Genomic DNA, 14,378 nt, shown 5'->3' with positions numbered 1-14,378 from the left:
GTGGGTCAGGAACTGAAGCGGGCGTATCCCGTACTGCCGCAATCCGACGAACTGGGTCCGGCCGAACGGCTGGCGATGCTGGACGCGGCGGCCGGCGCCTACGTCGACTCCCAGCGGCCCGCGAACACCCTGCGTGCCTACGCCCAGGACTGGCGGGTCTGGCAGGACTACACCGTCGAAGCCGGAATCCCGCTGCTCGCGGCGACCCCCGGGGCGCTGACCGGGTTCGTCGTCTGGCTCGAACACGCCCAGGGCCGCCGCCCCGCCGCGCCGGCCACCATGGAACGGCGGCTCACCGGAGCCGTCGCCGGTCTGCGTCACCACGGCGTCCACGTCGACCCGGAAGCAACCCGCGCGGCGTGGCGGGCCATCAAGGGCTACCGGCAGCGGCTGGCCAAAGCGGGCGTCGACCGCGGCCGCGGCAAGGCCGCCATGGTCACCCTCGCCGACCTACGGGCGATGTCGGCGGCCTGCCCGGACACACCGGCAGGCCGCCGCGACCGCGCCATGCTGCTGATCGGCTTCCCCATCGCCGCCCGCTGCTCGGACCTGGCCCACCTGCTCGTCGGCGACATCACCGTGGTCGGCGACCGCGGCCTGGAGATCACCGTGCGGCACGGCAAGACCACCGGCGACATGGTCGTCCCCCGCCGCGACAACGCCGAGACCGACCCGGTCTGCGCCTGGCGGGCCTGGCTGGACAGCGCCGCGATCACCGGCGGCGCGGCGTTCCGGCGCGTCGACAGGCACGGCAACGTCTCCGCCGACGGGCTCTCCCCCGCGGGGGTCAACCAGATCCTCGCCCGCGCGGGCCGCCGCGCCGGCCTGCCCTACCCGGTGACCGGCCACTCCCTGCGATCCGGCTTCGCCACCGAGGCCCGCCGCGCCGGTGCCGACGACGTCGCCATCGCCGACCAGGGCCGCTGGGTACGCGGCAGCCGCGCGCTGTACGAGTACATCCGGCGGGTCGACCGCTGGGAGGACAACGCCGCGGGCGCACTCGACCTCTGACGGGCTTCTCCTACGCGCCCTGCCTGCGCACCATCTCGGTGATCCACACCGGCGCGTACGGCGAGGTGCAGTTCGGTGGCGTCGGGTAGTCCTTCAGCACCTGCAGGCGCTCACCGATGTCGAGCGCCCGGTCGCGGTGCTCGGCGTGCTCGATCCCGATGTGTGCCAGGCAGCTGTTCATGGCCCACTGCAGCTGGTCCGGAGCGTCCTTCATCTCGGCTTCGATGACGTCGAGCAGTTCCACCAGATCGAGGCCGTCGGGCTGCTTGGCCACACGGTCGGTGGTCAGTGCCCACCCGGCACTCGCCACCACCGGATCCGGATCGTTCGACCAGGCCAAGCGCACAGGTCGCGCGCCAGCTCCTGCTCGGCCAGCAACGCGGCCACCGTCGTCTCGGTCACCCGCAACACCGTAGCCCGGTCAGCGGCGCACCCGGTAGCACAGATGAAGCACCCGGTCGCCCTGGACCATCACGTGCGGATCCTCCAGCAGGTGCTGCGCGTCGACCGACCCGAAGTAGCGCTTGCCCGAACCGAACACGACCGGTACGACGTCCATGCGCACCTCGTCGACCAGCCCGGCGGCGAGTGCCTGACCACCGACATCGCCCGGGGCGACCTCGACGACGCGGTCACCCGCCAGCTCCCGCGCCTTGGCCACGGCCGCCTCGACGCCGTCGACGAAGTGAAACGGCGCGGCGGGGTCCCAGCCCTCGGGCGCCGGCCGGTGCGTCACCACGACCACGTGGTCGATCCCGCCCGGCGGCTTGCCGTCCCAGCCGTCGGTGATGTCGAAGACGTGGCGGCCGGCGATCGTCGCCCCGATCTGGTCCCAGTACGGCCGGGTGTGGTCGTAGGACGTCCGCGACACCTTCAACGCGCCGCTGTCGTCCAGCGGGACGTCACCGTTGGTCAACCAGTCGAACAACGGCCCGGGCTGGTCGTTCTCGTCCGCGACGAAGCCGTCCACCGACACCGAGCTGTACATGACCACCTTGCCCACGGGGTCCTCCTCCTGCTTCGAGGTGCCCCAAGCTAGCCGGTCATGAGCGGTCGCTCTTGTAAGAAATCAATCGGCGGGCAGCGGCCAGCCCTCCAGCGTGTGGCCGGGATGTTCACGCAGGAATCGCCGCCGGACTTCCAGGTACCGGGTCGGGGTGAGCCCGGTGAACGCCCGGAACTCGTGTCCGAAATGGGCCTGGTCGAAGTAGCCGCCGCCGCCGGCGAGGTCGCTCCAGTCGATCGGCCCGGTGGGGTCGATCCCGAACACGGTGGAGGTGAAGCGGTGAGTGCGGGCCATCCGCTTCGGCGTCACGCCGATGAGTTCCTTGAACCGCTGAGCCAGATGAGTGTTGCTGACCCCGGCGGCCACGCTCAGCTCGCCGATCGCCACCGTCCCGCCGGTCGCCGCGATGACGTTGCTCGTGTGGCGGACCAGGCCCAGGCCTGCGGTCTCGCGCAGCCGTCGCCTCAGCTCTTCTTCGAGCAGCGTCAGCATCGCGTTCGGTCCGTCCGCCGAGGCCAGCCGGTCACGCAGCCTGGCGACGGCGGGCCGGCCCCAGACCTGCTCGATCGTCACCGGCCGGTCACACAGCTCGGCCGCGGGCGCCGGCAGGAACGGCGCCAGCCCCCACGGCTTGACGTGCACGCCGACCGACCGGGTGGGCAGCGGGTAGCCGAACTCGTACGCGCGGGTGGGCATGGTGATCACGCAGCCGTCGGCGTACTCGGCCGCCTCGATCTCGGTGCCCGCGCGGATGCGGAACGGTGCCCCGAGGTTGACGATGAGCAACGCCGACGGCGCCGGCGGCAGCATCAGCCGGGCGTACGGCGGCGTGCCGGCCAGGTAGTAGAGATCGTCGATCAGCCCGTCCAGCGGTGGCCGCGGCACTCTCGACACGTACTCCACGCCCACAGCATCGCCGACGCGCGCCGGGGCGGTCCACCCACGCCGGGGACATCACGCTGGCGTCTTCAGCACCTCGGTCAGCGCCGCGACACTGTGTTCGCCGTGCCCCTCCTGGATCGCGCGCCGCAGCAGGTCGTGCAACGGTGCCAGCCAGGCCCCGTCCACACCGGCTTCCGTGGCGAACTCCCGTTCGGCCTCCATGCCCGCGGCGAAGATGCCGACGCTGGACATCGGCCTGCTGTAGTCGCCGCTGTCGATCTCGCCCGCGAACACCGGAAGCACCGAGGCGATCATCTCCAGCCACTTGACCGTGTACGGCACCAGCGTGCTCGCCTCCAGCCCGCGGGCCTGGACGGCGGCCGCTCCCTGGAAGAACCCAACGAGCGCGGGCAGCAGCGTGCCGCCGACCGCCATCTCGTAGAGCGCCGCCAGGTCCGGTTCGTCGCCGAGGTGGACGGTGTCGCCGCCGAGTGCCCGCAGCGCCGGTTCGACCTCGTCGAAGGCAGCACGATCGCCCCCGTAGTACAGCAACGTGTCCGGTAAGCCGACCGCCGCGGGCACGTTCTTGATCGCGCCGCCGAGGAAACGGATGCCGTGTTCGGCGGCCCAGGCGGCAGTACGCCGGGCCTCGGCGGGAGCGCCGCTGTTCAGGGTGACCAGGATGCGTCCGCCCAGTGCGGCCGCGGCGGGTTCGAGTGTCTTCATGGTGGCGTCGAACGTGGTCAGGCAGGTGATGACCAGTGGGCTCGCGGTGACCGCGTCGACGACCGTGGCCGAGGGGTGGGCGCCCCTGTCGGCCAGCGGTGTGGCACGCGCGGCGGTGCGGTTCCACACCGTGGTCGGGTGGCCCGCGTCGAGGAATGCCCCGGCCAGCGCGGCGCCCATCGAGCCCAGTCCGAGGACGGTGACCGGCATCTGCATGTGTGAACTCCAGTTCCAGTAAGGAAAGGTGATCACATGCTCCGAGGTGACGAACCTAAGTTCAAGTACCTACTATTTTGTCTGGTACCAACAAAAATGTATGTATAGGAGCCTGCCGATGCCGAAGACCCGGACCTTCACCTGCGGGCTCGACGCCGCCATCGCCGTCGTCGGCGGCAAGTGGAAGGGCCTGATCCTGTTCGCCCTGCAGGACGGCCCGCTGCGGTTCGGCGAGTTGCGCCGGGCCGTCCCCGGCATCAGCGAGCGGGTGCTGATCCTGCAGCTGCGCGAGATGGAGACCACCGGGTTGCTCGAGCGCGAGGTCTATCACCAGGTCCCACCCAAGGTGGAGTACTCGCTGACCGAGTTCGGCCGGTCGCTCAACACCGCGATGGCCGTGCTCGGCGAATGGGGCGAGGAGCACCTCGACCGGATCGAGGCCATCCCGTGGGACCGGCTCCGGTGAGCTGGTCGAGAATTGGCCTCACTATGAACGAGAACGACCGCGCCGCCAGGGCCGAACGGAACCTGGCCGAGCATGCCTGCCACCTGCACCGCCACCTCGCCGGCACCACCGTCACCGAGACCGACGACCTGCTGATCGCCGACAGCGGCCTGCACGACGACACGTTCAACATCGTCGCGGCGGCCCGGTTCACCGCTGACACCGCGGCGGACCGCGTCGCGCGGACGGTCGAGAAACTGCGGGCCACCGGCCGCCCGTTCTCCTGGTGGGTCGGCCCCGCCACCGCGCCGGACGACCTCGGCGCCACCCTGACCGCCGCCGGCCTTTCCGTGTCCGAGACCGAGGTCGGCATGTGGCGCGACCTCGGCGAGGTCCCGTCCGTGCCGCCCGTGGACGGGCTGGAGATCCGGCTGGCGACCAGCCCCGAGCAGCTCGCCGACTACGCCATGGTGCTGGCGGCGCTGTGGAACCCGCCCGCCGCCACCGTGCGCCAGTTCTTCGCGAATGCCGCCGAACGCGCGCTCGCGCCCGCCTGCCCGGCCCGTTACCTGGTCGGCTACGTGGACGGCAGGCCCGTCTGCACCGCCGAGGTGTTCCTGCACGCCGGCGTCGCGGGCATCTACAACATCGCCACGCTGGCCAGCGAACGCCGTCGCGGCTACGGCGGCGCCATCACGCTCGCCACCCTGCACACCGCGCGATCGGAGGGCTTCCGGACCGCCGTGCTGCAGGCCTCGGCGGACGGCGAGCCGGTCTACCGCCGGCTCGGGTTCGAGGCCTGCGGTGAGTTCAGCGAGTACGCCATCCGCTCCGAGACGAACTGATCGAGGATCTCGGCCACCGACTCCGGCGACCGGAAGAACCCGCCGTGGCTGCTGTCGACGGTGTGCACGGTGAACGGGTTGGCCGGGGACAGCGCGTCGGCGTCGGCGATGTAGCGGTCCTGCGCGGCCGGCGGCATCGACCGGTCCGCGCCGAGCCGGACGTAGGTGTGCGGCAGGCGGTCGAACACCTCCTTGCTCGCCCGCACGTCCCACGCCGGGTCGGTGTGCCAGAAGTAGTCGTCAGGCTGGGAGGCGTTGACGACCTGGAGGAACTGCTCGTCGGTCAGCTCGTCGCACATCGCCGCGCGCAGGGCGGCCCGCTGCCCGGCGTCAGCGCCGCGCCAGTTCACCCGGACGGCGCCGAGCCGGGCCGGGTCGGCGACCAGCAGCGGGGCCGTCGCGGGCAGCAGTTCGCTGGTCGACCATTCGGGCAGGGCCAGGTAGTCGCCGGGGGCACGGTCGACGGGGCACTGCGCGGCGATGTAGACCAGGCCGTCGAGCAGGTCGGCGGCCGCCGTCGCGGCCGCGGTGACCGGCAGGCCGCCGAAGCTGTGTCCGACCAGCACCACCGGCCCGTGCTCACGCACCCGCCGGATCAGCCCGGTCACGTGCTCGGCGAGGTCGGCCAGCGTGGTCCCGGCCAGCGGGGACGGCTCGGCGGCGAACGTTTCCAGGTCCTGCGTGTAGTAGGCCTCGGTGAAACCGGCCCCACGACCGGGCAGGTCGATCGCGAGTGTGCGGTGGCCACGCAGGGCGAGTTCCTGCTGCAGGGTGGACCAGGTGCGGGCGTTGCCACCGGAACCGTGGACTAGAACGAAGGTGATCACGACCCGATCATGCCGGGCGGGTGTCACCGCTGTGTCAGTCGCCGCTCTTGCCGAACAGCAGCTTCCACGGCAGCACGGCCGACTCGATCTGCACCTTGAGGCTCATCTTCGACACGCCGTCGGCGCGCTCCTCGAACCGGATGGGGGTCTCGGCGATGCGCATGCCCTGCTTGACGGTGCGGTGGTTCATCTCCACCTGGAACGCGTAGCCGTTGCTGCGGATGGAGGACACGTCGATGGCCCGCAGCGTCTTGGCGTGCCACGCCTTGAACCCGGCGGTCGCGTCCTTCACCTTCAGCCGCAGGATGGCGTTGACGTAGAAGTTCGCCCACGCCGACAGCGCCTTGCGGTGCCAGCTCCACTCGCCCGCGAGCGACCCACCGGACACGTAGCGTGACCCCAGTACGACGGCGGCGTCGGTCGTCTTCAGGATCTCCAGCATGGTCGGGATGGCACTGGCCGGGTGCGACAGGTCGGCGTCCATCTGGATCACCACGTCCGCGCCCTCGTCCAGCGCCCGGGAGATGCCTGCCACGTACGCCCTGCCCAGGCCGTCCTTCTCGGTGCGGTGCAGCACGCTGACCGGGATGGACGCCTCGGTGGCGAGCTTGTCGGCGACCTCGCCGGTGCCGTCGGGCGAGTTGTCGTCGACGACGAGTACGCCCAGGTTGGGTACGTCCAGCTCGGCCAGCATGCCGACGAGCGTGGGCAGGTTGTCCCGCTCGTTGTACGTCGGGACGACGACCGTGGTCTTCGGGATGTTCTCCCCCATGATCATTCCTCTGGGTCTCACTGCGGGCCGACACGAACCGTAGCGGACGGCGACGGGCGGCGGCGCGCCCCACGCCTGCGGCAGGATCGCGGGATGACCGAATTCACCGTCGAGCGTGCCCGAGCAGGTGATGAACGCGCACTGTTCGACCTGATCGCGACCGCGCTGCACCGGCCCGCGCCCCACGACGACCTGTGGGAACGCTGCGATCCATCCGTCTACAGCCTCGACCGCAAGTTCGCCGCCTACACGCCCGACGGCGAGCCGCTCGGTTTCACCGGATCGTTCCGCTCCGACCTGGCCGTTCCCGGCGGAGCGCTGGTCCCGGCCGCGGCGGTCGACGGCGTCGCCGTCCGCGCCGACTCCACCCGCCGCGGCATCCTGACCGGGCTGATGGACCGCCAGCTGCGCGACTGTGCCGACCGCGGCGAGGTGGCGGCCATGCTGCACGCCAGCGAGGCGACCATCTACGGCCGGTTCGGCTACGGCGTGGCGGTCAAGGCGGCCGAGGTCGTCGTCGACTCGCGGCGGGCCCGGCTGCGGCCCGGCGTGCCGCTGTCCGGGTCGGTCCGCATGGTCGACCCGGAGCGTGACCCCGGCCTGCTGCCGCGCGCCTACCGCAGGGTCGGCCCGCACCGGCCCGGCATGATGACCCGCCCAGACGCCTGGTGGCAGCGTGGCAGGCACCTCGTGCTGGGCCGCGGCGGCCATCACGCCGCCGTCCACTTCGACGACGCCGGTGAGCCGGACGGGTTCGTGGTCTACAAGCCCGCCGCGAGCGATCACCACGGACACGTCAACTCGCTGTGGGTGCGGGAGCTGCACGGCGCCGACCTGGGCGTCCGGCTAAATCTGTGGCGGTTCCTGCTCTCGATCGACCTGATCGAGGACATCCACGCCGGCGGCAGGCCGGTGGACGAGCCGCTTGACCTCGTGCTGACCGATCCCCGGGCGTTCCGGATCACCGACGTCGAGGACTCGCTGTGGCTGCGGCTGGTTGACGTGCCCGCCGCGCTCGCCGCCCGGACCTACGGCGCGGCCGAGCCGGTGCTGGTCGGCGTGACCGACCGGCAGCTGCCCGCGAACTCCGGGTGCTACCGCGTCGGCCCGGACGGCGTCGAACGGGTCAGCGCCGACCCGGAGCTGGAGGTCGACGTCGAGACGCTGGCCATGCTGTACCTGGGCCACTGGCGGGCGAGCCTGCTCGGGCAGACCGGACGACTCGGGGCGAACCCGGACGTACTCGCCCGGGCGGACGTGCTGTTCACCACCGCGGAGCCGCCCTGGAACGGAACGGGCTTCTGACCACTGGCACGATTGCGGCATGAGCAAGCGCTTAGTGGCCATGGGGGACTCCTTCACCGAAGGGGTCGGCGACGACGACCCGCGCTACCCCAACGGTGTGCGTGGCTGGGCCGACCGCGTCGCCGAGCAGCTGGCCGCCGCCGAGCCCGGGTTGCGGTACGCCAACCTCGCCGTGCGCGGCAGGCTGCTGCGCCCGATCCTGGCCGAGCAGCTGGAGCCGGGGCTGGCACTGCGGCCGGATCTGGTCACCCTGTACGCGGGCGGCAACGACCTGATGCGGCCGAAGGTCGACATCGACGGGCTGATGGCCGACTACGAGACGGCCGTGGCCCGGATCGTGCGCACTGGCGCGACCGTGGTGCTGTTCACCGGCGTCGACGGCGTCGAGGACGCGTTGTTCCGCAAGATGCGTGGCCGGGTGGCCGTCTACAACGAGCACGTCCGGCTGATCGCCGCCCGGCACGGTGCGCGGCTGGTGGACATGTGGGCCATGCGGCAGCTACGGGACCGCCGGCTGTGGTCGCCGGACCGCCTGCACCTCAACGCGGCCGGGCACACCGAGGTGGCGATCGCGGTGCTCGACGCGCTGAGGGTGCCGCATGCGCTGACGGCGGCCGAGCTGGGACCGAAGCCGCTCGTCCCGCCGGCGCGACGCCGGGCCGACAACCTGCGCTGGGCCAGGGAGTTCGCGTTGCCCTGGCTGGGTCGCCGGCTGCGTGGCGAGTCCTCGGGCGATACGGTCTCGGCCAAGCGTCCGGAGCTGGCGCCGGTAGCGGGAGGGTGAGGCGTGTACGGGTTCATCGGTACCGGTGAGATCACCGCGGCCATCGTGACCGGCCTGAGTGCCGGGACCGCGCCCGACGTGTTTCTCTCACCTCGTGGCCGCGAGGTCAGCCGGGAGCTGGGGGCGCGGTTCCCCAACGTGCATGTCTGCGCCAGCAACCAGGAGGTGCTCGACAACGCGACGTCGGTCGTGATCGCCGTACGCCCGCCGATCGGCCAGGCGGTGCTGGAGGAACTGACGTTCCGGCCCGAGCACGTGGTGATCAGCGCCCTGGCCGGGGTGCGGGTGGACCAGCTGCGTGCGTGGACGGCCCCCGCGGGCCGGGTCGTGCGCTCCATTCCGCTGCCCTCGGCGGCGCGGGGGCAGAGCCTCACCGCGATGTTTCCCGACGATCCGGCGGCAAGGGAGCTGTACGAGCGCGTCGGCGGCGTCGTGGTTCCGCGCGAGGAGGAGACGCTGGAGGCGTTCAGCGCGGCGACCTCCACCTTCGCCGCGCACCTGGACTACCTGGCGACCATCGCCGACTGGCTGGCCGAGCGCGGCGCGGGCGCCGAGGCGGCGAGTGCCTACGTCACGCATGTGTTCGGGCAGCTCGGCATCCTGGTGTCGCAGCAGACCGACACCCTCGCCGCGTTGACCGGCAAGCACATGACGCCGGGCGGGATCAACGAGCAGTTCCTTGCCCGCCTGCGGGAGGCGGGCGTCCCCGACACCGTCCGATCGGGCCTGGACGGCATCCTGTCCCGCCTTCGCAGCTGACTCAACTGTGAGGGGCCGGTTCGAGCCGGGACTCCATCGCCTCCGCCAGGCGGGTCAGGGCCGCAACCACGCTGGCCCGGTCGTCGCCGAGGCCGTCCAGAAGGTGACCGTGAACGGCCAGCTCGCGGGGGAACAGGTCGTCGATGGTCCGCTCGCCCTCGGGGGTCAGGGTGACCAGCGCCGCCCGCCGGTCGGCGGGGTTGACCTCGCGGGCGATCAGGCCGCGCTTCTCCAGCCTGCCCAGCGCCTTGCTGACCCCGGCACGCGACATCCCCAGCCGTGACGCCAGCCGTGCGGCGGTGACGGGCGTGTCGGCGTAGCGCAGCGGGACGAGCAGCTCGACCTCGGCGACGGTGAGCGCCGCTCCGTCGTAGAGCGCCTCGACCGCGTGGTTGAGCACCCCGTTGACGCGCTTGACCAGCGCCACCACCTCCATCGGCGAGGTGTCCAGTTCGGGGTTGTGTTCGCGCCAGAGCTCACGCGTGCGTGCCTGCAGTGGGAGCATGCCAATCCAATTGTTAACCAGTGAACTACCTGTTACCTTTTCGAGCCTACCCGACCGGAAAGGATTCCGATGACCCACGACGTCCTCGTGATCGGCGGTGGCGCCGCCGGACTCAACGCCGCACTGGTGCTGGCCAGAGCCCGCCGCCGGGTGGCGGTGGTGGACGCGGGCGAACCCCGCAACGCGCCAGCCGGGCATCTGCACGGATTTCTGTCACGTGACGGAATGTCTCCCGCTGACCTGCTCGCCGCCGGACGCGACGAGGTGACCCGCTACGGCGGCGAACTGATCAACGACCGCGTCGACCGGCTCGACCACGGCTTCACCGCCTACCTCGCGGGCGGCGGCACGCTGACCGCCCGTGCCGTGCTGGTGGCCACCGGCCTGCGCGACGAACTGCCGGACATCCCGGGCGTTCGCCAGGGATGGGGCCACACCGTTCTGCACTGCCCGTACTGCCATGGCTGGGAAGTCCGCGATCAGCCGATCGGCGTCCTCGGCGGGGACAACCGGCCGTTCACCCTGCACCAGGCCTCGCTGGTCCGGCAGTGGTCCGGCGACGTCGTGTTCTTCCCGCACCGCATCGAACTGACCGGCGAGGAGCGGGACCGGCTCACCGCGCGCGGGGTCCGGATCGTCGACGGCGAGGTCGCCGCGGTCACCGGCACCGGCGTCCAGCTCGCCGGCGGTGACACGGTGCCCCGGGCCGCGGTGTTCGTCGGTCCGCGGTTCGTTCCGCGGGACGGCCTGCTCACCGGACTCGGCTGTGCCGTGGGCGACGACGGCTGGGTCAGCACCGGCCCGGGCGGGGCGACCAGCGTCGACGGCGTGTGGGCCGCGGGCAACGTGGTCAGCTCCCCCGCGCAGCTCGTCCAGGCCGCCGGTGCGGGTTCGGCCGCGGCCATCGCGATCAATCATCACCTGCTGGAGAGCGACATTCTCATCGCACGGTGATCGCCTTGCCGCCCGCTCACCCGGGTGCGAAGCTGCCCTATCGGGTGACGGGAGGTCGACCATGGTGCTCGGGCGCGACGAGGCGAACAGGACACTGGCGGCGAAGGACACCGAGAAGAGCACCCAGGTCCGCAGAGCCGCGATGGCCAGCGCCATCGGCACGACCATCGAGTGGTACGACTTCTTCCTGTACAACACGGCCGCGGCACTGATCTTCCCGCAGGTGTTCTTCCCCGAGTCCAGCAGCTACGCCGGTGCGATGCAGTCGTTCGCGACCTACGCGGTGGGCTTCGCGGCCCGCCCGATCGGCGCGGCGATCTTCGGCTACTGGGGTGACCGCATCGGCCGGAAGGCGACGTTGATCGTCACCCTGCTGCTGATGGGCATCGCCTCCGGCGTCGTCGGAATGCTGCCCGGCACCAGCACAATCGGCATCGCCGCTCCCCTGCTGCTGGTCACGCTGCGGCTGATCCAGGGCATCGCCATCGGCGGCGAGTGGAGCGGCTCGGTGCTGCTGGCCATGGAGTGGGGCGACCAGAAACGCCGGGGCCTGCTCGGCAGTTTCGCGCAGGTCGGTGTCCCGGTCGGGCTCGTGCTCGGCACCGGCGGTATGACGCTGCTGTCGGCGACGTTGTCCGAGGAGGCGTTCGACACCTGGGGCTGGCGGATTCCGTTCCTGGCAAGCCTGATCCTCGTCGGTGTCGGCCTGGTGATCCGGCTGCGGATCCTGGAGACGCCGATGTTCGCCGCCGTCGTCGCGCAGCAGCGCACCTCACGCAGCCCGGTCGTCGAGGTCGTCCGGCACCACTGGCGGGAGATCCTGCTGTCGGCCGGGCTGCGGTTCAGCGAGCAGATGCCGTTCTACCTGTTCACCAGCTACGTCCTGGTCTACGCGGTGGAGCAACGCGACCTCACCAAGACCTTCGTGCTCAACGCCGTGCTGGTCGCGGCCGCGCTCGAACTGGTCACGATCCCGCTGTTCTCCCAGCTGTCGGACCGGTTCGGGCGTAAGCGGATCTACCTGACCGGCGCCATCCTCACCGGCCTGCTGGCGTTCCCGTACTTCGCCGTGCTGGCCGAGGGCGGCGCAGCGTTGATCTTCGTCGCGGTGCTGCTGTCGATGGTCCCGCACGCCATGCAGTACGGCCCGCAGGCCGCGTTGATCGGCGAAAGCTTCCCGACCCATCTGCGGTACGGCGGCGCCGGCCTCGGCTACCAGCTGGCGTCGGTGTTCGCCGGTGGCCCGGCGCCACTGCTGGCCACCTGGCTGCTGCACACCACCGGGACGCCGTACTCGATCTCGGTGTACGTGGTGGTGGCAGCGGCCGTCACGGTGATCTGCGTGTGGTTGCTGCCGGACCGCTCGCGTGCCGACATCACCGACGACTCCGTCTACACCCGGCGCCGCCGGTAATCGTCAGCGCTGCGGCGGACCGCCGTAGGGGCCGGGGAACGGGCCGCTCTGCGGGCCACCCTGGGGCGGCGGCGGGAACGGTCCGCCGCCCTGCGGTCCGCCGTAGCCCGGTGCGGGCGGCGGGCCGGGAGGCAGCGGCTGCCCACCCGACGGCGGGCCCGCGGGCGGTGCCTGCGGGGGCTGGGGGGCCTGCTGCGGCGGGGCGGGCGGCTCGGCCCGCTCGGTGGGCTCGGGCTCCGGCGGAACGCTGGACGCGCCCGGCGGCGGGCCGTCGATCGGCGCGGGCTCGCTGTCGCCACGCAGCGCGGCCAGCGCGGACGGCGGCCGTTGCGCGGTCAGCGGGCTGGGCACCTCCTGCCGGGCGACCGCCTCGGCCGCGCGGACGGCTTCGGCGACCTTCGGGTCGGTCGAGGTGTCGAACCAGGCGGTGACCTCGTCGTCGTCGAGCACCGGCCGTTCGGCGTCGTCCTGCTTCGGCGGCTCGTAGCGGAACACGCCGTCCTCGCCGGGTGCGCCGAGCATGCGGGCGAAGCCCTCCAGCGCCTTGCCGTAGTCGCTGGGCACCAGCCAGACCTTGTTGGCGTCACCCTGCGCCATCTGCGGCAGCGTCTGCAGGTACTGGTAGGCCAGCACCTCGGGGGTCGGCCGGCCCGCCTTGATGGCAGCGAACACCTTCTCGATGGCCTTGGCCTGGCCCTGTGCCTGCAGGTAGCGGGCGGCTCGTTCACCCTGGGCCCGCAGGATGCGGGACTGCCGCTCCGCCTCGGCTTCCAGGATGGCGGCCTGCTTGGAACCCTCGGCGGACAGGATCTGGCTCTGCTTCTGACCCTCGGCGGTCTTGATCGCCGACTCCCGCTGACCTTCCGCGGTGAGGATCATCGCGCGCTTCTCCCGGTCGGCGCGCATCTGCTTCTCCATCGAGTCCTTAATGGACGGCGGAGGGTCGATCGCCTTCAGCTCGACACGGGCAACCCGGATACCCCAGCGGCCGGTGGCCTCGTCGAGCACGCCGCGCAGCTGGCCGTTGATCTGGTCGCGCGAGGTCAGGGTCTCTTCCAGGCTCATGCCACCGACCAGGTTACGCAGGGTGGTGGTGGTCAGCTGCTCGACACCGACGATGTAGTTCGAGATCTCGTAGACCGCGGCCCGCGAGTCGGTGACCTGGAAGTACACGACGGTGTCGATCGACACCGTCAGGTTGTCCTGGGTGATCACCGGCTGCGGCGGGAACGAGACGACCTGCTCGCGGAGGTCGATCCGGGCCCTGACCTTGTCCAGGAACGGCATCAGGAAGTTCAGACCGGGTGAGGCCACCGTCCGGAACCGGCCGAGCCGCTCGATCACCGCGGATTGTGCCTGCGGGACCACCATGATCGCCTTGGCGAGCGTGATGATCACAAGCAGGGCGATGAACGCGACAATGATTATCGCTGCGGTCGACAAAAGCCTCTCCCCTTCGATCAAGCCTGTTGTGGTGCACTCTAGTGGTTACGCCCGGTCACGGCTCGGCCGACACGACCGCTGTCGCTCCGGAGATCTCCACGACCGTCACCTTGGTGCCCGGTTCGAGCACCAGTCCCTCGGTCTGCGCCCTGGCCGACCAGACGTCCCCGGCGAGCTTCACTTGTCCACTTTGGACGTCCACAGTGGCGAGTACGACGGCGCTGGCGCCGACGAGCGCGTCGGTGTTGGTCTTGACGTCCGGACCGGAGAGGAACCGGCGCTTCAGTGCGGGCCGCACGAGCACCAGCAGGCCGACCGAGGCCACCGCGAAGACGGCGACGTCGATGTAGAGGTTCCCGGTGATCGCCTCGGCGCCGGCTCCGAAGAGCGCGCCGAGCCCGATCATGAGCAGCACGAAATCCCCGGAGAGGACCTCGGCCGCGATGAGCGCGATACCTGCGAGCAACCAGATGAGCGCCACCAT

General features: G+C 71.2%; 16 protein-coding genes and 1 pseudogene. 8 read left to right on the top strand and 9 right to left on the bottom strand.

Going from position 1 to position 14,378, the window contains the following annotated elements:
• Positions 1-1,011 (top strand): site-specific integrase, encoded by a 1,011-nt coding sequence (locus tag EWH70_RS02900; RefSeq protein WP_240686756.1) that lies wholly within the window; start codon positions 1-3, stop codon positions 1,009-1,011.
• Between the two features lie 10 nt (positions 1,012-1,021).
• Here the strand turns inward: EWH70_RS02900 and EWH70_RS02895 are convergent.
• The 4 genes and pseudogenes from EWH70_RS02895 to EWH70_RS02880 form a co-directional block, all read right to left on the bottom strand.
• Positions 1,022-1,366, bottom strand: a pseudogene (locus EWH70_RS02895) (DNA alkylation repair protein); the annotation flags it as partial.
• Positions 1,367-1,432: 66 nt separating this feature from the next.
• Positions 1,433-2,014, bottom strand: coding sequence for a dihydrofolate reductase family protein (locus EWH70_RS02890; protein WP_130473596.1), 582 nt, complete (start codon positions 2,012-2,014; stop codon positions 1,433-1,435).
• A gap of 66 nt (positions 2,015-2,080) precedes the next feature.
• The gene (locus tag EWH70_RS02885) at positions 2,081-2,902 is read right to left on the bottom strand and encodes an AraC family transcriptional regulator (protein ID WP_205669015.1); all 822 of its coding nucleotides are present in this window, start codon (positions 2,900-2,902) and stop codon (positions 2,081-2,083) included.
• Between the two features lie 69 nt (positions 2,903-2,971).
• Positions 2,972-3,841 (bottom strand): NAD(P)-dependent oxidoreductase, encoded by an 870-nt coding sequence (locus EWH70_RS02880; protein ID WP_130473594.1) that lies wholly within the window; start codon positions 3,839-3,841, stop codon positions 2,972-2,974.
• Positions 3,842-3,959: 118 nt separating this feature from the next.
• On the opposite strand from EWH70_RS02880, the gene EWH70_RS02875 reads away from it, so the two are divergent.
• Positions 3,960-4,307 carry a winged helix-turn-helix transcriptional regulator gene (locus tag EWH70_RS02875; RefSeq protein WP_130473593.1) on the top strand — a complete coding sequence of 116 codons (348 nt, stop codon included), beginning with the start codon at positions 3,960-3,962 and terminating at the stop codon, positions 4,305-4,307.
• A 23-nt stretch (positions 4,308-4,330) separates the two neighbouring features.
• Complete coding sequence (locus EWH70_RS02870; RefSeq protein ID WP_130473592.1) at positions 4,331-5,131, top strand: GNAT family N-acetyltransferase; 801 nt, start codon at positions 4,331-4,333, stop codon at positions 5,129-5,131.
• Here EWH70_RS02870 and EWH70_RS02865 read toward each other — a convergent pair.
• Positions 5,062-5,958, bottom strand: a complete 897-nt coding sequence (locus EWH70_RS02865; RefSeq protein ID WP_240686755.1) for an alpha/beta hydrolase — start codon at positions 5,956-5,958, stop codon at positions 5,062-5,064. The two genes, EWH70_RS02870 and EWH70_RS02865, sit on opposite strands and share 70 nt — an antisense overlap.
• A gap of 34 nt (positions 5,959-5,992) precedes the next feature.
• Positions 5,993-6,730, bottom strand: a complete 738-nt coding sequence (locus tag EWH70_RS02860) for a polyprenol monophosphomannose synthase (protein WP_130473590.1) — start codon at positions 6,728-6,730, stop codon at positions 5,993-5,995.
• Between the two features lie 93 nt (positions 6,731-6,823).
• Between EWH70_RS02860 and EWH70_RS02855 the strand changes: the two genes are divergently transcribed.
• From EWH70_RS02855 to EWH70_RS02845, 3 genes are read left to right on the top strand one after another with little or no spacing between them, the layout of a single operon-like run.
• Positions 6,824-8,035: a GNAT family N-acetyltransferase gene (locus EWH70_RS02855; protein WP_130473589.1), complete on the top strand. Its 1,212-nt coding sequence runs from the start codon at positions 6,824-6,826 to the stop codon at positions 8,033-8,035.
• Between the two features lie 19 nt (positions 8,036-8,054).
• Positions 8,055-8,819, top strand: a complete 765-nt coding sequence (locus EWH70_RS02850) for an SGNH/GDSL hydrolase family protein (RefSeq protein ID WP_205669003.1) — start codon at positions 8,055-8,057, stop codon at positions 8,817-8,819.
• 3 nt (positions 8,820-8,822) lie between these two features.
• Entirely contained in the window at positions 8,823-9,578 is a 756-nt protein-coding gene (locus tag EWH70_RS02845; RefSeq protein WP_130473588.1) for an NAD(P)-binding domain-containing protein, read from the top strand.
• Between the two features lies 1 nt (position 9,579).
• Here EWH70_RS02845 and EWH70_RS02840 read toward each other — a convergent pair whose 3' ends face one another.
• A complete protein-coding gene (locus tag EWH70_RS02840; RefSeq protein ID WP_130473587.1) occupies positions 9,580-10,083 on the bottom strand; it encodes a MarR family winged helix-turn-helix transcriptional regulator in 504 nt (167 codons plus the stop codon).
• A gap of 69 nt (positions 10,084-10,152) precedes the next feature.
• On the opposite strand from EWH70_RS02840, the gene EWH70_RS02835 reads away from it, so the two are divergent.
• Together EWH70_RS02835 and EWH70_RS02830 are read left to right on the top strand one after the other, a co-directional pair.
• Positions 10,153-11,037 (top strand): NAD(P)/FAD-dependent oxidoreductase, encoded by an 885-nt coding sequence (locus tag EWH70_RS02835; RefSeq protein WP_130473586.1) that lies wholly within the window; start codon positions 10,153-10,155, stop codon positions 11,035-11,037.
• Positions 11,038-11,098: 61 nt separating this feature from the next.
• Positions 11,099-12,451, top strand: coding sequence for an MFS transporter (locus EWH70_RS02830; protein WP_130473585.1), 1,353 nt, complete (start codon positions 11,099-11,101; stop codon positions 12,449-12,451).
• Between the two features lie 3 nt (positions 12,452-12,454).
• Here EWH70_RS02830 and EWH70_RS02825 read toward each other — a convergent pair whose 3' ends face one another.
• A complete protein-coding gene (locus tag EWH70_RS02825) occupies positions 12,455-13,822 on the bottom strand; it encodes an SPFH domain-containing protein (RefSeq protein ID WP_130473715.1) in 1,368 nt (455 codons plus the stop codon).
• 127 nt (positions 13,823-13,949) lie between these two features.
• On the bottom strand, positions 13,950-14,378 hold the full coding sequence (locus EWH70_RS02820; protein WP_130473584.1) for an NfeD family protein: 429 nt from the start codon (positions 14,376-14,378) through the stop codon (positions 13,950-13,952).

This window comes from Amycolatopsis suaedae, from assembly GCF_004214935.1.
In the GTDB taxonomy this organism is placed as follows: Bacteria; Actinomycetota; Actinomycetes; order Mycobacteriales; family Pseudonocardiaceae; genus Amycolatopsis; species Amycolatopsis suaedae.
Note: the sequence above shows the minus strand (reverse complement) of the source record. Positions and strands in the feature narration are given on the sequence as shown.